At 67.6% G+C, this 19948-nt stretch carries 17 protein-coding genes; 8 read left to right on the top strand and 9 right to left on the bottom strand.

What is annotated here, in order from left to right; all coding sequences use genetic code 11:
- The first annotated feature begins 198 nt into the window (after positions 1-198).
- The 6 genes from VMT65_RS33845 (at position 199) to VMT65_RS33820 (ending at position 8700) form a co-directional block, all read left to right on the top strand.
- A complete protein-coding gene (locus VMT65_RS33845; protein WP_326312971.1) occupies positions 199-3963 on the top strand; it encodes a murein biosynthesis integral membrane protein MurJ in 3765 nt (1254 codons plus the stop codon).
- A gap of 291 nt (positions 3964-4254) precedes the next feature.
- Entirely contained in the window at positions 4255-4797 is a 543-nt protein-coding gene (gene sigM / locus VMT65_RS33840; protein WP_326312742.1) for an RNA polymerase sigma factor SigM, read from the top strand.
- A gap of 122 nt (positions 4798-4919) precedes the next feature.
- Positions 4920-5840, top strand: a complete 921-nt coding sequence (locus VMT65_RS33835; RefSeq protein WP_326312741.1) for a hypothetical protein — start codon at positions 4920-4922, stop codon at positions 5838-5840.
- A gap of 109 nt (positions 5841-5949) precedes the next feature.
- The gene (gene trxB / locus VMT65_RS33830) at positions 5950-6933 is read left to right on the top strand and encodes a thioredoxin-disulfide reductase (protein WP_326312740.1); all 984 of its coding nucleotides are present in this window, start codon (positions 5950-5952) and stop codon (positions 6931-6933) included.
- Between the two features lie 11 nt (positions 6934-6944).
- Positions 6945-7283 (top strand): thioredoxin, encoded by a 339-nt coding sequence (gene trxA / locus VMT65_RS33825; protein ID WP_326312739.1) that lies wholly within the window; start codon positions 6945-6947, stop codon positions 7281-7283.
- A 220-nt stretch (positions 7284-7503) separates the two neighbouring features.
- Positions 7504-8700: an N-acetylmuramoyl-L-alanine amidase gene (locus VMT65_RS33820; RefSeq protein ID WP_326312738.1), complete on the top strand. Its 1197-nt coding sequence runs from the start codon at positions 7504-7506 to the stop codon at positions 8698-8700.
- 108 nt (positions 8701-8808) lie between these two features.
- Here VMT65_RS33820 and VMT65_RS33815 read toward each other — a convergent pair whose 3' ends face one another.
- The 9 genes from VMT65_RS33815 to rpmH all read right to left on the bottom strand — a co-directional run bounded on the left by VMT65_RS33815 (position 8809) and on the right by rpmH (position 15496).
- Positions 8809-9528, bottom strand: coding sequence for a GNAT family N-acetyltransferase (locus VMT65_RS33815; protein WP_326312737.1), 720 nt, complete (start codon positions 9526-9528; stop codon positions 8809-8811).
- A gap of 160 nt (positions 9529-9688) precedes the next feature.
- Complete coding sequence (locus VMT65_RS33810) at positions 9689-10714, bottom strand: ParB/RepB/Spo0J family partition protein (RefSeq protein WP_326312736.1); 1026 nt, start codon at positions 10712-10714, stop codon at positions 9689-9691.
- A 44-nt stretch (positions 10715-10758) separates the two neighbouring features.
- Positions 10759-11727 carry a ParA family protein gene (locus VMT65_RS33805; protein WP_442790362.1) on the bottom strand — a complete coding sequence of 323 codons (969 nt, stop codon included), beginning with the start codon at positions 11725-11727 and terminating at the stop codon, positions 10759-10761.
- 307 nt (positions 11728-12034) lie between these two features.
- Positions 12035-12772: a 16S rRNA (guanine(527)-N(7))-methyltransferase RsmG gene (gene rsmG / locus VMT65_RS33800; RefSeq protein ID WP_326312734.1), complete on the bottom strand. Its 738-nt coding sequence runs from the start codon at positions 12770-12772 to the stop codon at positions 12035-12037.
- 117 nt (positions 12773-12889) lie between these two features.
- Positions 12890-13423, bottom strand: a complete 534-nt coding sequence (locus tag VMT65_RS33795; RefSeq protein ID WP_326312733.1) for a Jag family protein — start codon at positions 13421-13423, stop codon at positions 12890-12892.
- Positions 13424-13453: 30 nt separating this feature from the next.
- Positions 13454-14557, bottom strand: coding sequence for a membrane protein insertase YidC (yidC, locus tag VMT65_RS33790; protein WP_326312970.1), 1104 nt, complete (start codon positions 14555-14557; stop codon positions 13454-13456).
- Positions 14558-14561: 4 nt separating this feature from the next.
- Positions 14562-14882 (bottom strand): membrane protein insertion efficiency factor YidD, encoded by a 321-nt coding sequence (yidD, locus tag VMT65_RS33785; RefSeq protein WP_442790352.1) that lies wholly within the window; start codon positions 14880-14882, stop codon positions 14562-14564.
- On the bottom strand, positions 14879-15265 hold the full coding sequence (gene rnpA, locus VMT65_RS33780; protein WP_326312732.1) for a ribonuclease P protein component: 387 nt from the start codon (positions 15263-15265) through the stop codon (positions 14879-14881). The genes yidD and rnpA overlap by 4 nt, the downstream gene beginning before the upstream one ends.
- Positions 15266-15352: 87 nt before the next feature.
- Positions 15353-15496, bottom strand: a complete 144-nt coding sequence (gene rpmH, locus VMT65_RS33775; protein ID WP_033085250.1) for a 50S ribosomal protein L34 — start codon at positions 15494-15496, stop codon at positions 15353-15355.
- A 526-nt stretch (positions 15497-16022) separates the two neighbouring features.
- Here rpmH and dnaA point away from each other — a divergent pair.
- Both dnaA and dnaN read left to right on the top strand, forming a co-directional pair.
- Positions 16023-17966 (top strand): chromosomal replication initiator protein DnaA, encoded by a 1944-nt coding sequence (dnaA, locus tag VMT65_RS33770; protein WP_326312731.1) that lies wholly within the window; start codon positions 16023-16025, stop codon positions 17964-17966.
- A gap of 790 nt (positions 17967-18756) precedes the next feature.
- Positions 18757-19926 (top strand): DNA polymerase III subunit beta, encoded by a 1170-nt coding sequence (dnaN, locus tag VMT65_RS33765; RefSeq protein ID WP_326312730.1) that lies wholly within the window; start codon positions 18757-18759, stop codon positions 19924-19926.
- The last annotated feature ends 22 nt before the right edge of the window (positions 19927-19948 follow it).

The raw sequence follows: 19948 nt of genomic DNA, 5'->3' as shown, positions 1-19948 counted from the left end.
CCCGAAGAGCGCTACCACTGGGGACATCCGGGCAACGAGGGCAACCGCCCGGCCGGACCCGGTCCACACTCGCTGCCACCCAACGAGCAGCGCTACCCGACGCCGCCAATGTCGAATCCCCAGCCGGGACCGCGGGCCAACCCGCGCCCGGGACCGCCGAGCGGAGCCCAGCGCCGCGTTCAACCGCGCACGGGCGCAATGCCCGTCGCGGTGCAGGAGAAAGCGGAGAGCGCCAACGCCAAGCTGGTCCGCGACTCCGGATCCATGGCCGTCGCGACGCTGGCCAGCCGCATCACCGGATTCGGCAAGCAGGTGCTGTTGCTGACCGTGCTCGGTCCCGCCATCGCCAGTGCGTTCACCGTCTCGAGCACGATTCCGACCATGATCTCCGAGCTGCTGCTCGGTGCCGTCCTGACCGCGATCGTCGTGCCGACACTGGTGCGCGCCGAGAAGGAGGACGCCGACGGCGGTGCCGCCTTCGTAAGACGGCTCGTCACAGCGGCTTTCACGGTGCTCGCCACCGGAACCGTGCTGGCCACGGCCCTGGCACCGGTCCTCACCACGCACGTCTTCCTGTCCAACGACGGCAAGGTGAACACGGGGCTCACCACCGCGCTGACCTATCTGCTGCTTCCGGCGATCCTGTTCTACGGCATGTCCGCGCTGCTGATGGCGATTCTGAACACCCACGGCCGGTTCAAACCCGGTGCCTGGGCTCCGGTTCTGAACAACATCGTGGTGCTGGTCGTACTCGGGCTGTACGCGCTGACGCCGGGGGAGATCACCCTCGACCCGGTCCGCATGAGCGAGCCGAAACTGCTGCTGCTCGGTGTCGGTGTGACGCTCGGTGTGATCGTGCAGGTCGGCAGTCTGCTGCCCGCCATCCGCCGCGAAGGCATCGACCTGCGGCCGCTCTGGGGCGTGGACGCGCGGCTCAAGCAGTTCGCGGGTATGGGCGCGGCGATCATCCTCTACGTCGCCATCAGCCAGGCCGGTCTCACTGTGGCGACACGGATCTCGTCGCACTGGGATGTCGCGGGTCCCGCGATCTACGCGAATGCCTGGGCGTTGCTGCAATTGCCGTACGGCGTCATCGGCGTCACCCTGCTGACCGCCATCATGCCCAGGCTCAGTCGCAATGCCGCCGCCGACGACACACCCGCCGTGGTGGACGATCTCGGCTCGGCCACCCGACTCACCATGATCGCGCTGGTTCCGATCGTCACCTTCTTCACCTTCGCCGGACCCCAGATCGGGCAGGCGATGTACGGATACGGACGCTTCGGTGGCGACGCCGCGCGGCTCGGCGAGGCCGTGTCCTGGTCCGCCTTCACGCTGATTCCCTACGCGCTGGTACTGATTCACCTCCGCGTCTTCTACGCCCGGGAACAGGCGTGGACCCCGACCTGGATCATCCTCGGCATCACCGGTGTTCAGATCACCCTGTCGATGCTGATGCCGATGTTCGTCTCGCCCGACCACGTGGTCATCGCCGTCGGTGTCGCCCGCGGACTGGGTTTCGTCGCGGGTGCCGTCATCGGCGGCTGGCTGCTGCACCGCAGCCTCGGCGACCTCCGCATGACCAATGTCGGGCGGACCATCACCCGGGTGGTGCTCGCCTCACTCGCCGGCGGCGCCGTCATGCTGATCGTGGACAAGGTGCTGGGGCTGCACCGGCTTTCGGATTCGTTCGGCGGATTCGGTTCCCTGGTGCGGGTCGGCCTCACCGCCATCGTCATGTTCGGCGTGGCCTTCGGCCTGATGCGTCTGCTCGGCATTCCCGAGATCGTGGCCATTACCGTCGCCATCTCGCGCCGCCTCGGCATCACCCCGCCCGCACCGGATCTCGACCTGTCCGGCACGCCGCTCGAGGACATCCACGAGACCACGCTGCTGCCCAAGCCGGATCTGCGGGCCGCGCCGTACTATTACCGCTTCGACCCGTACCTCGACGCGCAGACCATGGTGCTGCCCGTCATCCGGCCCGATGCGGTTGACATCACCGGGACGGGCGAGTTCCCGTACCCTGTTCCGCAGGCAAACGCAACTGCCCGCTCCGGCATGCCCGCAGACAGCCCCCGCGGATATCCGGACGCGGCGGTTCCGGGCCCCACACATCGGTCTTCGACACACCACGGCGAAGGAGGAACCAGGGTGAGCGACGACGCGGCGGGCGGCGTCCCGGCCGCCGAATCCGCAGCGGCCTCGGGCGGCGGGCTCTCCACGGACGCGCCTCCCCCCGGCAAGCCCGGCGGAAAGGCCGGCGGCCGAGCCGAATCCGCGGCACCTACCGGCGGCGGCGAGCGGGCGGAACCGGAGAACCTACCGGAGGACGCGGACCAGCCGGGTCCGGAAACCGGTGTGTACGAGGCCGTCTCGCCGCAGATGCCGCCCATGCGGGTGGAATCGCCGAGCAAGCGCATCCAGCGCGGCCCCAAGCTGACCCCCGGCGCGTCCGTGGCCGGTGGCCGCTATCGCCTGCTGGCCAGCCACGGCGGGGCGCGCGGGCTGAAGTTCTGGCAGGCCCTGGATGTGAAGCTCGACCGCGAGGTCGCCCTCACCTTCGTCGACGCCGACCAGCAGGCCACCGACAACTCCGGACACGATGGGCCGCAGGCCATTCTGTCCCGCACGCTGCGGTTGGGCCGGATCAACTCGCCCGGCCTGGCCCGCGTGCTGGACGTGGTGCGCGGCTCCTCCGGCGGCATCGTGGTGGCCGAGTGGACGCCCGGCCGCTCGCTCAAGGAGATGGCCGAGACCGTGCCGTCGCCGATCGGCGCCGCGCGCGCCATTCGGGCGCTGGCGGCCGCGGCCGAAATGGCCCACCGCGGTGGCGGTTCGCTGTCCATCGACCATCCCGACCGGGTGCGCATCAGCGCCTCGGGCGATGCCGTGCTGGCCTTCCCGGGCACGCTCTCGGATTCGGACGCCCAGTCCGATGTGCGCGGGCTCGGCGCGATGCTCTACGCGCTCATCACCGCGCACTGGCCGATTCGCGTCGGCGGGGTGTCCGGCAGCGCCGCGACCGTCGGCGGGCTCCCGCTGGCCGACTTCGGCCCGGACGGAACTCCGGTGGAGCCCAGGACGATTCGGCCCGAGGTGCCCTTCGAGATCTCCGCGGTCGCGGTGCGCTCGCTGGAGTCCAACAAGGGCGTGCGCACCGCCGCGACCGTCCAGCACGTGCTGGAGCAGGCCTCGGTGGTCGACCAGAAGACCGATTTCATTCCGGTGCTCAGACTGGGCCAGAAGCCGCCCAGCGCACCCGACGAGACCCTCGCGGACCCGGAACTGCTGGCGGCCGAGAAGGAACGCTCGCAGCGGATGATGTGGATCCTGGTCGGTCTGGGCGTGCTGGCCGCGCTGGTCGTCGGCGTGATCATCTGGTGGCTGCTGAGCGTGTTCGCGCCCGGCTCCTCCAACGCGCCGCTCAATGAACAGCGCAATATCGGTCTGACCACCTCGGCCACCCCGCCGCCGGGCCCCGGCTCGTCCCAGACCCCGGCCGGTGCCCCGGCCACGGGTGGCGTGCCGGTGCCGGTCACGGGCGCCACGGTGTTCTCCCCGGAGGGCACCCCCGACAATGTCGGCAGCGTCGGGGCGGTGCTGGACAACAATCCGGCCACCACCTGGCGCACCGACGCCTATTTCCAGCAGTTCCCGGCCCTGAAGAAGGGCGTGGGCGTGCTGACCACCCTGGGCAGCCCGAGCAAGCTGACCAAGGTGATAATCGAATCGCCCTCGCCCGGAACACAGGTCGAGATCCGCACCTCGCCGACCGCCTCGCCGACCCTCGATCAGACCCAGCTGATCGGGTCGGCGGTGCTCGGCGACGGCACGACGGAGATCCCGGTGCGGGCCGACCAGCCCGCCCGGTACGTGCTGGTGTGGATCACCCAGCTGGCCAACAACGGGGGACAGTTCCAGTCCTCGATCGCTCAGATCAACTACGAAGCCGCACCGTAATTCCGGGGGTTCTGCCCGGCCGGTGACGACACCCGGTCGACCACATTCTGGGCGGTCATCATCCGTCCGATTCGCCCGAACAGCCCGCCTACCAGGGCTTTTTTCGCGCGATCCGTTGCTATCGAATCGTTACCTTCGATATGATCTTGCGTACTCTCGGCAAGGGGAGCGCCCGGGGACCCGGCTTCTACGGTCCCGGATGACAGCCAAAAACACTCGGTGACGTCCGGTCGTGTTGCCAGGCCGTGCGCACCGGTCTGAGGGGATGCATTGTCGTCAGCGAACGAGCTCGTGGAAGCAGCACAGGTCAGCGATCGCGACCTGTTGGCCGCCCATGCCGGCGGCGCGCCCTACGCCTTCGCCGAGCTACTTCGCCGTCACCGCGACCATCTCTGGCAGACCGCGCTGCGCGCCTCCTACAGCCCCGAGGACGCCGACGACTCGCTCCAGGACGCCCTGCTCTCCGCGCATCGGGGCGCGGCCGCCTTCCGCGGCGACGCCGAGGTGCGCAGCTGGCTGCACCGCATCGTGGTCAATGCCTGCCTGGACCGTATTCGCCGCAACAAGCTGCGCCGCACCGAACCGCTGTCGGAGGATGTCGCGGACGAACCCCGTTGTCCCCGAGACGATTACGCGGCCCTGGAGGCCAATCTGCTGGTCGACGCGGCCCTGTTCGCGCTGCCCGCCGACCAGCGCACCGCCCTGGTCGCCGTGGAACTGGAGGGCTACTCCATCACGGATGCCGCTGCGCTGCTCGGCATTCCGGAGGGAACGGTCAAGAGCCGATGCGCGCGGGGCCGACGGCGACTCGCGGCGCATTTTCGAGATCAATGAATCGTTATGGAACACCGTGATTTCGAGGGAACCTTGTACGGTTCCGCTGCGTCGGATACAAAGACAGGTCTGCGATTCCTACTCGAAGCCCTGGAGGGGCAATGGAGGACACAGGAGGAGCAATGGCGGGTACCACGGTGCCCACGCCGCCCTTCTCCACCGAACTGCTCGCCGATCTGCACGGCGGCAGTCTGCCGCCGGACGAATCCGAACGGCTCTGGCCTGCGGTCCGGCAGGACCCCGACGCCATGCGCTATCTGCGCTCCCTCGACCGCGTCGACGACCGCCTGCGCGATCTCGGCCGTGACGGCACGATCGTGCATCCCATGCCCGCCGAGGTGGCCGACCGCCTCGAGCGCATGATCGACGACCTCGCCGCCGACGAAACCCCGGCGGCCACGGCGTCTCCGACGACCCCGGCGACTCGGCTCGCCACCGTGACCCGGCTGCCCATCGCCCCGCCACCCGTCACCCGATCCACCCATCCGGCCCCGGCCGCCACCGCCCCGATCCCGATCCTCAACGGGTCGATCTTCGACACCGGCCGCCTCGATCCCCGCGACCTGGAAGAGCCCGAGCTCGAGCTCGACCTGCCCGAGGACACCGAGCCCGCCGAACCCCTCCCGCCGGAGCGTCCGTCCGGCCGCCTGCGCTGGCTCACCGTCGCCGCGGCCGCCGCGGCGGTGATCGCGGGTGCCGTGGTGGCCGTGGACGCCGTGAGCACCCGCACGGTGGCCCCCGCGGCCCACCCGGCGGCGGGCGACAGCCTGGACGCGTCCATGCCGCCGACCGCTCTGCTCACCGCGATGGGCCGCCACGACATCACCGGCCCGCTGGCCGCCGGAAACGCCCTCACCACCTGTCTGCAGGCGGCCGGTCTGGATCGGCAGGTGCTCGGCTCGCGCAGCGTTGTGTTCTCGGGCACACCCGGCGTGCTGGTGCTGCTCGCCGGACCCAAACCGCCGCAGATCACCGCGGCCGTGCTCGGAACCGGCTGCGGCCCAGGCAATCCGCAGGTGCTCGGACGCGCCGATATCGGCTGAGGTCCGAGGACGAACGGGCGCGGGAACAACAGCGTTTAGGCTGTTGTTGACCGACACGCTGACGCTCGAACAATTCGAGCCATTCTGCACAACTGCTTCGGAGGGCCCCTTGAGCACGCCTGTTCGCGACCTGATCATCGTCGGTTCCGGTCCGGCCGGGTACACCGCCGCGGTGTACGCCGCCCGCGCGGAACTCGAACCGCTGCTCTTCGAGGGCACCCAGTTCGGCGGCGCGCTCATGACCACCACCGAGGTCGAGAACTTCCCCGGCTTCCGCGAGGGCATCATGGGCCCCGATCTCATGGAGGAAATGCGGGAACAGGCCAAGCGTTTCGGCGCCGACATCCGCACCGAGGACGTGGACGCCCTCGACCTGTCCGGTCCCATCAAGAAGGTGACCGTCGGCGGCGAGGTGTACGAGGCCTACGCCGTGATCCTCGCCATGGGCTCGGCGGCCCGCTACCTCGGCGTCCCCGGCGAGCAGGAACTGCTCGGCCGCGGCGTCAGCGCCTGCGCCACCTGTGACGGCTTCTTCTTCAAGGGCCAGGACATCGTGGTGGTCGGCGGCGGCGACTCGGCCATGGAGGAGGCGACCTTCCTCACCAAGTTCGCCAACTCGGTCACCATCATTCACCGCCGCGAGGAGTTCCGCGCCTCCCGCATCATGCTCGACCGCGCCAAGAAGAACGAGAAGATCAACTTCATCTTGAACTCGGAAGTCGTTGCGGTGCACGGGGATACCAGCGTCACCAGCCTGACGCTGCGCGACACCCGCACCGGCGAGACCACCGAGCACGCCGCCACCGGCCTGTTCGTCGCCATCGGCCACGACCCGCGCAGCGAACTGGTGCGCGGCCAGGTCGATCTGGACGACGAGGGCTACGTGCTGGTCCAGGGTCAGAGCACCTACACCTCGCTGCCCGGCGTCTTCGCCGCGGGCGATCTGGTCGACCACACCTACCGGCAGGCCATCACCGCCGCCGGTACCGGCTGCCGCGCGGCCATCGACGCCGAGCGCTGGCTCGCCGAACAGGGTGACATCACCACCAACACCCTCGATCACGCCGGTGCGCCGGTGGAAGTGAACAACTAAGGAGCAAGCCAATGTCCGATGCCAAGACCTCGGCCACCAAGACGGTGACCGACGCCACCTTCGCCGACGAGGTGCTGCTCAGCGAGAAGCCGGTGCTGGTGGACTTCTGGGCGGCCTGGTGCGGTCCCTGCAAGATGGTCGCCCCGGTGCTCGAGGAGATCGCGGCCGCCAATGCCGACAAGATCACCATCGCCAAGCTCGACGCCGACAACAACCCGGAGACCTCCAAGCACTACGGGATCCTGTCCCTGCCCACCATGGTCCTGTTCCAGGGTGGCAAGGAGACCAAGCGGATTGTCGGCGCAAAGGGCAAAGCGGCCCTCTTGCGTGAACTGCAAGAAGTTCTTTAACGACGCTGGATAGAATTTCGGCGCCGGTGGAAGCCCGCGTATTCGCGCGGGCTTCCGCCTTGGGGTCCTGACACCTGTACCGGGGTTAGGATGCCTGCACTCGACAGTTGCCGAAATTCGGTCCGGGTCTGAAACAATCATTCGACGCTCCGGTCGTGCGAAGGTGTGAACCACCGCATGAGTGGGTACCCGGGTTGGCGGAAGGAAAGGGCTCTCACGCATGCACCGACTTCGTCACGGCGATACAGGACCAGCCGTAGCAGAGGTTCGGAGCACCTTGGCAAGCCTCGGGTTCCTGCATTCCCACCCCAATACCGACCCGTCGGGTCCGATCGGGGAGTACTGGAAGGACGCCGACGCCACCTTCGACCACGATCTCGACTCCGCCGTGCGGGCCTTCCAGCAGCACCGCGGACTCCTGGTCGACGGCGTGGTCGGTCCGGCCACCTACCGCGCGCTGAAGGAAGCCTCCTACCGGCTCGGCGCGCGCACCCTCATCTACCAGCTGTCCGCACCGCTGTACGGCGACGATGTCGCCACGCTGCAGCGTCGACTGCAGGATCTGGGCTTCTATGTGCACCGGGTGGACGGCTACTTCGGGCCGCACACGCACGACGCGCTCACCTCGTTCCAGCGTGAGATCGGCCTGTCCTCCGATGGCATCTGCGGTCCGGACACCCTGCGCTCGCTGGATCTGCTGGGCGCGCGCGTCACCGGCGGCAACCCGCACCGCATTGCCGAGGAAGAGGTGGTGCACCGCGCCGGGCCGCAGCTGACCGGCAAGCGCATCGTCATCGATCCGGGCCTGGGCGGACCGGACAAGGGCTCCGCGGTGCCGACCGAATTCGGCGACGTCTACGAATCGGAGATCCTCTGGGATCTGGCCAGCCGCCTCGAAGGACGCATGGCCGCAACGGGTATGGAGACCTTCCTGTCCCGGCCGTGGGGCGCCAACCCCTCCGACGCCGAGCGCGCCGAGACCTCCAATACCTTCGACGCCGATCTGATGATCTCGCTGCGTTGCGCCAGCAATGACAGCGGTTCGGCCAGCGGTGTCGCCAGCTTCCACTTCGGCAATTCGCACGGCTCCACCTCCATGATCGGGCAGGTGCTGGCCGGGTTCATTCAGCGCGAGATCGTGGCGCGAACCTCGTTGCAGGACTGCCGGACCCACGCCCGCACCTGGGATCTGTTGCGGCTCACCAAGATGCCGACGGTGCAGGTCGACATCGGTTATCTCACCAATGATTACGACGCCTCGGTGCTGACCAACCCGCGCATGCGCGACGTGATCGCCGAGGCCATCCTGATCTCGGTCAAGCGGCTGTACCTGCTCGGCCAGGACGATCAGCCCACGGGGACTTACACATTCGCCGAACTGCTCGCAGAGGAACTGGCGGCCGCGGACCGGCTCTGATGTAGAACAGAATGGGGGCTACGCCCCCAAACCCCCAACTTCCAACCCCCTCCAACCCCATTGGGTTGGAGGGGGTTTGTTTCATGTGAAACATCTGGCCGAAAGCCGCTACCGGGTGGCGATACGGGTCGGCATGGTGAGCTCCGCCGCCGCCAGCAGCTGATCGAGCGCCCGCTCGACGTCTTCCTTCCACAGGTGCTCGTGATCCAATTCCAGCCGCAGCCGCGGGAATCGGTGATGCGAGGCCACCACCTTGAAACCGACGTCCTCGAGGAAGTCGGCCTCGATCATGCAGTTCTCGGGCGAGCAGCCGGAGGGGGCCGGGGCGGGGGAGCGCAGGGGCGTGCCGATCCGCTCGCGCAGCGACATGGATCCGATGGCGGGCATCGGGGTGGTCGGCGGTTCCTTGCGAATGCCGAACGCCTCGATGGCCCGCACGCCGCGGCGCACCAGATCGGCCACCACGGCCTGAATCAGCTGATGGGCTACATCGGTGTCCTGATACGGCATTTCGGCGCTCAGCGTGGTCAGCAGCACCGCGTCCGGGCTCACGGGGGAGGTGGGGAACAGGCCGGAACGCGGCACCGCGCTGGGCGGCGCGTAGAGCGCGCATCCGGCCGAGCGATCCTCCACCATGGCGACCTGTCCACAGGAACCCCACTGCAGCATCACGGTGGAGAGCCAGGCCTCCTTCTCGAAGGTCGGGTCGCTGAAGTCATGGGAATCCGCCGCCACGGCCGGATCGATCTCCCAGAACACGCACCGCCGTGCGTGTACCGGAAGTTTGTCGAGTCCGCCGAGGGTAAGTGCGGTCACGCTGGTCGACACCGCTCTGCTCAGCCTCCAGCTGTCCGATTCATCCACACTCACGCCGCATCACACTGTGCTCGCCAGCAAGAATAAGCGATCAACGCTTTACGCCTCTCCGGGGCCATAAACCTGAACGTCACAGTGACGTTTCCACCGCGACCTTCGGGTCGCGCCCACTCTAGGGCTTCGACTGCTCCATGAGACTGACGATCCGCTCCAGATCATCGATGGAACCGAACTCGACGGTGATCTTGCCCTTGCGCTTGCCGAGCGCCACCGTCACGCGGGTGTCGAAGGACGCCGACAACCGCTCGGCCACATCCTGTAGTCCGGGCATCTGAATCGGCTTGCGCTTGGGGGCCACCGGGGGAGCGGCGGCGTCCGGGTTCCGGTTGGCCAGGGTGACGGCCTCCTCGGTGGCCCGCACCGACATGCCCTCCGCGACAATGCGAGCCGCGAGCGCCTCCTGCGCATCCGCGCCCGCCTCCAACGCCAAGACCGCGCGCGCGTGCCCGGCGGACAGCACGCCCGCCGCGACCCGGCGCTGCACCGGAATCGGAAGCTTCAGCAGCCGAATCATATTGGTGACGACCGGACGCGAGCGCCCGATCTTCGCGGCCAGTTCCTCGTGGGTGACGCCGAACTCCTCCAGCAGCTGCTGATACGCCGCCGCCTCTTCGAGCGGATTCAGCTGCACGCGATGGATGTTCTCCAGCAACGCGTCCCGCAGCATGGAGTCGTCCGCGGTCTCGCGCACGATGGCCGGGATGGCGTCCAGGCCCGCCTCCTGGCTGGCCCGCCACCGCCGCTCGCCCATGATGAGCTGATAGCGCGGCTCCGGCAGGGTCGCGATCTGGCGCACCACGATGGGCTGCATCAGACCGAATTCCTTGATGGAGTGCACCAGTTCGGCCAGCGCCTCTTCCTCGAAGACCGAGCGCGGCTGCTTCGGGTTGGGCTCGATCTGCAGCGGCGGGATCTCCCGGTACACCGCCCCGGCGTCGGCGGAGCCGACCGCGTCGGACGTATCGACCGGATCGGGGACCCGATGCAGATACGCCGAGGCGGGCTGCGGCCCGACCGGGTCGAGACCGATGACGACGTTGGCGGCGGCACTGCCGAGCCCGCCGGGTGTGGTCGCCGGGCCGGTCGGGATCAGTGCCGCGAGACCGCGCCCCAGTCCACCCTTCTTCGCCTGACTCATCGGCCTACCGACCCCTTCCGTTGTTCACCGCCACCAACATTCACTTACACACCGGATTGTGCGTCGGAAACCCGCGCAGTCGCGGTCTGGCGCGCCGTACGCGACGCGATCTCCCGTCCGGCGTCGAGATAGCTCATGGCACCTCGCGAGCCCGGATCGTAATCGAGCACGGTCATGCCGTAGCCGGGAGCCTCCGAGACCTTGACGCTGCGCGGGATGACCGAGCGCAGCACCGCGTCGCCGAAGTGCGAGCGCACCTCCTCGGCCACCTGGTCCGCTAGCTTGGTGCGGCCGTCGTACATGGTGAGAACCACGGTGGAGACATGCAATTCGGGATTCAGGTGCGCCTGCACCAGACCGATATTGCGGAGCAGCTGCCCCACGCCCTCGAGCGCGTAGTACTCGCACTGGATGGGGATCAACACTTCCTTGGCGGCGACGAGCGCGTTCACGGTGAGCAGACCCAGCGACGGCGGGCAGTCGATCATGACGTAGTCGATGTCGTACCCGGCGAGGTTGGCCTCCTGGATGGCGGCCTTGAGCCGACCCTCGCGGGCGACCATGGAGACCAATTCGATCTCCGCGCCCGCCAGGTCGATGGTGGCGGGGATGCACAGCAGCCGTTCATTGTGCGGGCTCTGCTGAATGGCGTCGCTGACCGAGCACTCGCCAATGAGGAGTTCGTAACTGGAGGGAATGCCCGAGTGGTGCTCGATACCGAGCGCGGTGCTGGCATTGCCCTGGGGGTCGAGATCGATGACGAGCACCCGCATGCCCTGAATCGCGAGCGCGGCGGCCAGGTTCACGGCGGTGGTGGTCTTGCCCACGCCGCCCTTCTGATTGGCGATGGTGAGGATGCGCTGTTCCTTGGGGCGCGGGATGTGCGCGTTGGTGCCGGACAGCACCTGGCTCGCGCGCTGCGCCTCGGCGGCAATCGGAGTCTCGGTGGGGGAGATGTTTCCGAACGGAGTACGGCTGAACTCGTCCGTGTCGAAGGGACCGCTATCGAGCATGCCGGGCACCCGGGACGTTGTTTCCCGTGAAACATTCGCCGGACGATTGGACATACAGGCTCCTAACCCCGAGAACTCAAAGACACGCGGCCGAGCAAGATTTCGCGCACCTGGCAGCAACGGCCGCGACGCTGCGTTGTTACCGAGGGCTGGCTCGAATCGGCTGGAAGTCGTTCACGCTCGACGTTCACTAGCTTGCCAGTAGAGGACACAATACGGAAGTTGAACGGGCACCTTCGCACCGCGACACACTCAAAAGCGGCAAAACTGTTCATGTTTCACGGGAAACATTGCGCCGCGAGCTTCGTCAGTGACGCTTCGGTCGACTGGTCCCGGACCGTCCGCTCTTGCGTTCCGCACGACGCTCCGCACGGTCGAGGCGCTCGGCGCTGATGACGAAGGTGGGCGTCTCCAGCACTCCCACACCGCATTCCAGGACCTCGGCATGACCCGCGCCCGCTTTGGTGAGATCGTCGCGATCGCGCTCGAGTTCCTCCGCGGCGCTGATTCCCTTGAGCGCCAGCATCCGTCCGTGCTCGTGCACCAGCGGCATGGACCAGCCCGCGAGCTTCGCCAGGGGAGCGACCGCCCGGGAGGTCACGATGTCCGCGCCGCCCGCCTCCTTCTTCACCCCCGCCTGCTCGGCTCGGCCGCGGACAATGAGGACATTGTCGAGCCCGGCCTCCGCCACGAACTCGGCGAGGAAGACGGTCCGGCGAAGCAGCGGCTCCACCAAGGTGATTCGGAGATCGGGCCGGGCGATGGCGAGCGGGATGCCGGGCAGTCCCGCGCCGCTGCCGATATCGACCACGCGCACGCCCTGGGGGATGAGGTCACCGATCACCGCGCAGTTGAGGATGTGGCGGTCCCAGAGCCGGGGCACCTCACGCGGACCGATCAGCCCGCGCTCCACGCCCGCCGTCGCGAGCGCGGTGTAGTAGAGCCGAGCCTTGTCGAGTCGATCACCGAAGACGACCGTCGCCGCGGCGGGCGGGTCGACCGGACCCGGCGCGCTCATCTCGGTCTCTGGTTCCACGTGAAACATCCCTTCCGAACGCCTTGCCCCCAACCGAACTTCACTGTCCCCACCCGCACACCTCTGGATAAGAGTAGGGCCCCCGGTCCTTTCGATCCGGGGGCCCTACCTCGAGTGTTCCGCGTGTCAGGCGGGGAGCACCACCACGCGGCGGTTCGGCTCCACGCCTTCGCTCTCGCTCACCACTCCGTCGAACGCGGCCACGGCATCGTGGACGATCTTGCGCTCGAACGGGGTCATGGGGGAGAGGGCCTCGCGCTCACCGGTTTCCAGCACGCGCTTGGCGGCCTCGGTGCCGAGCGCGCTCAGCTCCGAACGACGCTTGGCGCGCCAGCCCGCCACGTCCAGCATGAGACGGCTGCGCACGCCGGTCGCCTGCTGCACGGCCAGGCGGGTCAGTTCCTGGAGCGCGTCCAGGACCTCACCGCGACGGCCGACCAGCTTCGACAGATCCTTGCCGCCGTCGATGCTCACGACGGCCCGATCGCCCTCGACGTCGAGATCGATATCACCGTCGAAGTCGAGCACGTCCAGCAGCTGCTCGAGGTAGTCGCCCGCGATCTCACCCTCTTCGATGAGCGCTTCCTCGGCGTCGGTCGCGTCCGGTGCCGCCGTCGCAGCCGTCACAGTGGGATCCCCTCCGTCGGTTTCAACAGTCATGGTTGTTTCCTTCATCTGGAGTTGTAAGTCTCAGCGACGCCGCTTCTGGTTGGCGCGACCGCGATTGCCGGAGCGCTTCTTGGCCTGCCCGGGCTTGGCGCCGGGGGCGGGCTTGGAACCGTTCTGCGAAGGCTGCGGCGCATCGGTCTTGGCATCCTCGACCGCGTCCTCGACGCCGTCGGTCTTGGCGGCCGCCTGCTTCTTGCGGACGTCGACCGGCTTCGCGCCCGGTTTCGGGGCGTTCTGGGCGCGGCGCTCGAGCGCGATCTTCTTCTTCTCTTCTTCTTCTTTTTCGATCTTGCCGAAGACCAGGTGCTGCTGACCGTAGGTCCAAATGTTGTTGGACACCCAGTAGATCAGGATGGCGACGGGCAGGAACGGACCACCGACCATGACGCCCAGCGGGAAGACGTACAGCGCCAGCTTGTTCATCATGGCGGCCTGCGGGTTGGCCGCGGCCTCCGCGGACTGGCGGGCCACCGAGGCGCGCGCGTTGAAGTGGGTCGCCAGGCCCGCGATGATCATCAGCGGAATCGACACGGCCGCGATGGCGACCTTGCTCGGCATGCCGCCCCAGTGCGCGAAGGACTCCAGTTGCGCCGCGGGCTGTGTGATGAACGACGACAGCGGAGCACCGAAAAGCCGTGCGGACAGGAAGGACTGGACGTCCGCGGGGGAGAAGATGTAGTTGGCGGTATTGGCGTTCTGCTCCGCGGTCATGCCGCCGCTGTGCCCGAAACCAGCGAAACCGCCACCGCCGCCGACGCGGTTGAACGAGCGCAGCACGTGGAACAGGCCGATGAACACCGGCACCTGCAGCAGCACGGGCAGGCAGCCCATCAGCGGGTTGAAGCCGTGTTCCTTCTGCAGCTTCTGCATCTCGACCGTCATCTGCTGGCGGTCGTTCTTGTACTTCTTCTGCAGTTCCTTGATCTGCGGCTGCAGCTCCTGCATCTGCCGCGTGGTGCGGACCTGCTTCACGAACGGCTTGTAGAGCACCAGCCGCAGTGTGAACACCAGGAACACCACGGCCAGGGCCCAGGCGAATCCGCTGTTCTTGCCCAGCACATACCCGAATGCCTGGTGCCAGAACCAAAGAATGGCCGACACCGGGTAATAGATGAAGTCGAGCACGGCGCTATGCACTCCCGTCGTTCGTATCGCCGGTCACCGCGGGCGATGACCCTTCACAAGCTGATGCCGCGTGCCGGTGCTTGCGCTCCGGCACGGGGTCCCACCCACCAGGGTGCCAGGGCGCACATTTCGCCAATCGGACGGCCGTCAGTCCGAGTCCGACGAACAGTCCGCGGGTGCGCAACGCCGTCACCGCGTACTCACTGCACGTGGGGGTGAAGCGGCACACCGGCATGCGGGTGGGAGAGATATAGGTCCGATACAGCTCGATGAGGAATATCAGAGCTTTGGCAGGTAGGCGCGCAGCGGCGCGCAGTGCGTTCACAAGTCGCTGCCGACGGAGAGCAGGCCGAGCTTGCGCAGCCCGCTCCGCAACTGCCGCAACAGTTCATCGGAGGGCGCGTCGGCGGCACCGGGCAGGGCGCGAATGACAATGTCCGCGCCCCCGGGCAATTCGGCCGTCAGGGTCGCGCAGATATGACGCAGGCGGCGGGCCACCCGGTGGCGTACCACCGCCGGACCCACCGCCTTGCTGACGATCAAGCCGAAATGCGGACCGCCCACCCGGATGGCCGGGGTCGGTCCGCCGACTTGGTCGTCGTGTAGCAGTACGTGCACAACGAGGTCCCGTCTCCCGATCCGCCGGCCCTGGCGCACCGTCCGGGAAAAGTCGGTGCGCCGGTGCAGCCGGTAGGGCTCAGGCAGCACCTGAGCATCCAGCGGAATGCGGGCGGAGGGGGGACCGGAGACCGGACGGCGAGTCGCTCATACGACGCCGCATCCGGGATTACCGAATCAGGCGGTCAGCTTGGCGCGGCCCTTGCCACGGCGCGCCGAGACGATGGCGCGACCCGCACGGGTGCGCATACGAAGACGGAAGCCGTGGACACGCGCCCGACGACGGTTGTTCGGCTGGAACGTCCGCTTGCCCTTGGCCACGGTCAACACTCCTCTAGGTGGTGGACGTCCGGTGACGCCCGAAGCTGTTCGGTGATACGTGCTCTCGACGGACGGGAGTCCCTCGGCGCAATACCCTTGTCGGCACGGGCAGCAGACAGCCGCCACCGCACCACAGGGTGACTGTAGAAGGGTACTTACCCCCTGGACGAGGGTCAAACTCGGGGGTAGAACACCGGTTCCGCGTGCCGCTTGCTGGGAGTTCGTGTGTCGGGGCAGGGTTCGTGTACGGTCCTTTCCAGGCCTTCGACGGTACCTCCGTTGCGACCGCGGTTGACTTTGCCAGCAGATAGCTGTGAACCCGCAGGTACGCGCCAGATTCGGGGAATCAGACACGCGGACGCGTGTATCCCCAGGTTTTCCACATCTGTGGATAATTGTGTGGAAAGACCCCTGGAGTGGCATATTCGTAGGGCCGACGGTGCCTCGCCTACGCCCGGTTACTGGGGGAGCCGAGCAGTGCGGACCGTCTGCTCCTATCGACCTACATCCGGGGAGGACTACGTTCGTGGACGACGAGCAGAATGTGCTGACCGCTGTCTGGCCGGAGGTGATCGCCGAGCTGGCGAGCGGCTCCACGGATGGGGAGATCCAGCCGGTCAGCAAGGCTCACAAGGCGTGGCTCAACACTATCGAACCGATCACCTTCGCGCAGGGATTCGCCCTGCTCTCGGTGCCGGGCACGATGGCGCAGGTCACGGTCGAACGCGATCTGCGGGAGCTCATTCTGCGATCCCTGGCCCGCCGTGGTCTCCAGGTCGAGGGCCTGGGCGTGCGCATTCGCGCGCAACAGAATCCGCCGACCGGTCGCTCGGGCAATCCGCCCCGGCACGCGCGCATGACCTCGCGCCCGGAACGGCCCCGCGAACCCGAGCCCGCGCCCCCGGCGTATCAGCCCGAACCGCCCCTGACCGAGCGGCCGCAGCAGCTGTACCAGGCGCCCCAGGAATACGCCGCGCCGCGCTACCTTCCTCCCCAGGACTACCCGGGCGAGTACGACGAGCGGGATGCTTATCCACCTGTGGAATTCGGGCAGCCGCCGATGGCCGAAGAGTTGCCGGCGCCGGTCGCCGAGCCGCCCGCGCCGCCCCGGCGACGGGAGAACCACCGCGGTTCGACCATGCCGCCGGGCCAGGAGTCGCTGTTCTCGCCCGAACCCGACGACGAACCGGTCCGGCCCGCGCCGCAGCGCTACGCCGAGGAACCGGCCCAGCGGTACGAGGAGTCCCCGCAGCGCTACGCCGACGAGTCCCAGCCCCAGCGCTACGCGGATGAGCCCGCGCCGCAACGGTATCCGGACGAACCGGCCCGCCGCCCGGTCGACGAGGCCCACGACGACGAGCCGGTGGTCAATGTCCGCAACTCCTGGCCGACCTATTTCAATCGGACGCCCGAGCGCGAGCCCGCGCCCGCCGCGTCGTCCTCGGCCAGCCTGAACGCCAAGTACACCTTCGAGACCTTCGTCATCGGCGCGTCCAATCGCTTCGCACACGCGGCGGCGGTGGCCATCGCCGAGGCTCCGGCGCGCGCCTACAACCCGCTGTTCGTTTGGGGCGCTTCGGGTTTGGGGAAGACGCACCTGCTGCACGCCGCGGGTCACTACGCGCAGCGGCTGTTCCCGGGCATGCGGGTGAAGTACGTCTCCACCGAGGAGTTCACCAACGACTTCATCAACTCGCTGCGCGACGACCGCAAGGTGGCGTTCAAGCGCCGCTACCGCGAGACCGACATCCTGCTGGTCGACGACATCCAGTTCATCGAGGGCAAGGAAGGCATCCAGGAGGAGTTCTTCCACACCTTCAACACCCTGCACAACGCCAACAAGCAGATCGTGGTGTCCTCCGACCGGCCGCCCAAGCAGCTGGCCACCCTGGAGGAGCGTCTGCGCACCCGGTTCGAGTGGGGCCTCATCACCGATGTGCAGCCGCCGGAGCTCGAGACCCGCATCGCGATCCTGCGCAAGAAGGCGCGCATGGACCGCCTCGACGTGCCGCACGATGTGCTCGAGCTGATCGCGAGCCGGGTGGAGCGCAATATCCGCGAGCTCGAGGGCGCGCTGATCCGCGTGACGGCCTTCGCCTCGTTGAACGGACAGCCGCTGGATCTCTCGCTGGCGGAAGTGGTGCTGCGCGATCTCATGCCCGACACCGCGACGCTGGAGATCACGGCGGCCACGATCATGGCGGTGACCGCGGAGTACTTCAACACCACGCTCGAGGAGCTCACGGGTCCGGGCAAGGCCCGCCCGCTGGCGCAGGCCCGGCAGATCGCCATGTACCTGTGCCGAGAGCTCACCGACCTATCCCTACCCAAGATCGGTCAGGCCTTCGGCCGCGACCACACGACGGTCATGTACGCGGAGAAGAAGGTGCGCAAGGAGATGACCGAGCGCCGTCGCGTGTACGACCAGGTGCAGGAACTCACAGCCCGGATCAAACAGCGTTCGCGCTGATCCACAGCCCGGCCCACTGATCCACAATTCACAGAACCCCACGTCATCTGACGTGGGGTTCTTCGCTTTTCGGGGTTGTGGATTCCTCGAGGAGTCCTCGAGGAAGGCGTGTGGACTCCTCGAGGATTCCCACTGTTGTCCACGGGGTTGCCCCCAGGTCGCTACCCACACCCGTGCACAGGCGTTGGTCCACATGACTAACAGGGGAATTCATCCTCGAGCCCTGAACTGGGCGGATGGGAGTTGTGCCCTGGGGATTCCTCGAGGAGTCCTTGTCAGGTCCTCGAGGAATCCTCGAGGTAGTCCCCGGTTTCATCCCGATGTTGGCTACCGGGCCTGGAGTGGGGGAGCAACTCGAGGATGGCTCGAGGATGAATGTGGAACAGCGGATCGACTCCACAGCCACCCGTTGTTCATCCTCGAGCCACCCCGACGACATCCACACGACGCCGCCCGCCCCCACCTGCGTAAACGGCCGAAGTCCACAGAACTAACAGGACCTACTACTACTTCAGTTATTCATCTAGAGAAGGTTCTTCTAAAACAGGGTGTGTGGAAACTCGGGTTGGGGGAGCACGGTCCGTCGGGCAGCCCCTCCACACCCGATCGGTCGGCAAGGAGAAGGGAGGGTGTCCGGTCCCGGCGCATCGGACGCCCGGAGGGTCGGCGTAGGCAGTCGGGGCTCTCGCGGGTACGGTTCTCTGTCAGTCCCCTGTGCGATCCTGCGTAGGCGGCTGACGCAGATCAGCAGAGTTCACGAATCACACACTGGGAGAGGACAGACCGGGCGATGGAGCTTGCAAGCATGAAGTTTCGGGTCGCCCGCGAGGACTTCGCCGAATCCGTAGCCTGGGTGGCCCGCAGCCTGCCGTCGCGGCCTCCGGTGCCCGTGCTCGGTGGCGTGCTTCTCGTGGCCGACGAGGATGGACTGACGGTCTCCGGCTTCGACTACGAGGTCTCCGCGCAGATGCGCGTGGCCGCCGAGGTCGCCGGTCCGGGTCAGGTGCTGGTGTCGGGCCGCCTGCTGGCCGATATCACCAAGGCGCTGTCCAACAAGCCGGTGGATGTGTCGGTGGACGGTACCCGCGTGCTGATCGCCTGCGGCAGCGCCAAGTTCTCGCTGCCGACCATGCCGGTCGAGGACTACCCCCAGCTGCCCGAGCTGCCCCCACAGACCGGTGAGCTCGCGGTGGATCTGTTCTCCGAGGCCGTCTCCCAGGTGGCCGTGGCCGCCGGGCGCGATGACACGCTCCCCATGCTCACCGGTATCCGCGTCGAGATCGAGGGCCCCAAGGTGGTCCTGGCCGCGACCGACCGCTTCCGCCTGGCCGTGCGCGAACTCGAATGGCAGCCCGGACGCGCCGATGTGGAGACCGCGGTGCTCGTCCCGGCCCGCACCCTGTCCGAGGCCGCGAAAACCCTTGGTGCGTCCGATCAGCCGGTGCAGCTGGCCTTCGGAACCGGCACCGACGGACTGCTCGGCATCGTGAACGGCGGCCGCCGCACCACCACCCGTCTGCTCGACGCCGAATTCCCCAAGTTCCGCCAGTTGCTCCCCAAGGAGCACACCTCCCTCGCGACCATCGCGGTGAGCGCGCTGACCGAGGCCATCAAGCGTGTGGCCCTGGTGGCCGAGCGCGGCGCGCAGGTGCGGCTGGAGTTCTCCGAGGAGGGCCTGCTGCTCTCCGCCGGTGGCGACGACGCCGGTCGCGCCGAGGAGTGGCTGGAGGCCGAGTTCCGCGGTGAGCCGCTGACCATCGCCTTCAACCCGGGCTACCTGCTCGACGGCCTGTCCGCCTCGCACTCGGATCGGGTCACCTTCGGCTTCACCACCCCCAGCCGTCCGGCCGTGTTCCTGCCCGCTCCGGAGGAGGAGCCCGCCCAGCTGGAGTCGGGTGCCTTCTCGGCACTGTCGGGCAGCTACATCTACCTGCTGATGCCGGTGCGGTTGCCGGGCTGATCGGGCGACCCACCTGTGCACA

The organism is Nocardia sp. CDC153, assembly GCF_035818515.1.
GTDB lineage: Bacteria > Actinomycetota > Actinomycetes > Mycobacteriales > Mycobacteriaceae > Nocardia.
The sequence above is the reverse complement of the archived record's forward strand: the minus strand, read 5'-3'. Positions and strand labels throughout refer to the sequence as shown.

Bases quoted from the DNA above. Each gene is read 5' to 3' on its own strand.
- VMT65_RS33845 (WP_326312971.1), top strand. From the start codon at position 199: ATGCCCGTCGCGGTGCAGGAGAAAGCGGAGAGCGCCAACGCCAAGCTG.
- VMT65_RS33835 (WP_326312741.1), top strand. From the start codon at position 4,920: ATGGCGGGTACCACGGTGCCCACGCCGCCCTTCTCCACCGAACTGCTC.
- trxA (WP_326312739.1), top strand. From the start codon at position 6,945: ATGTCCGATGCCAAGACCTCGGCCACCAAGACGGTGACCGACGCCACC.
- VMT65_RS33820 (WP_326312738.1), top strand. From the start codon at position 7,504: ATGCACCGACTTCGTCACGGCGATACAGGACCAGCCGTAGCAGAGGTT.
- VMT65_RS33810 (WP_326312736.1), bottom strand. From the start codon at position 10,714: ATGAGTCAGGCGAAGAAGGGTGGACTGGGGCGCGGTCTCGCGGCACTG.
- VMT65_RS33805 (WP_442790362.1), bottom strand. From the start codon at position 11,727: ATGCTCGATAGCGGTCCCTTCGACACGGACGAGTTCAGCCGTACTCCG.
- rsmG (WP_326312734.1), bottom strand. From the start codon at position 12,772: ATGTTTCACGTGGAACCAGAGACCGAGATGAGCGCGCCGGGTCCGGTC.
- VMT65_RS33795 (WP_326312733.1), bottom strand. From the start codon at position 13,423: ATGACTGTTGAAACCGACGGAGGGGATCCCACTGTGACGGCTGCGACG.
- dnaN (WP_326312730.1), top strand. From the start codon at position 18,757: ATGGAGCTTGCAAGCATGAAGTTTCGGGTCGCCCGCGAGGACTTCGCC.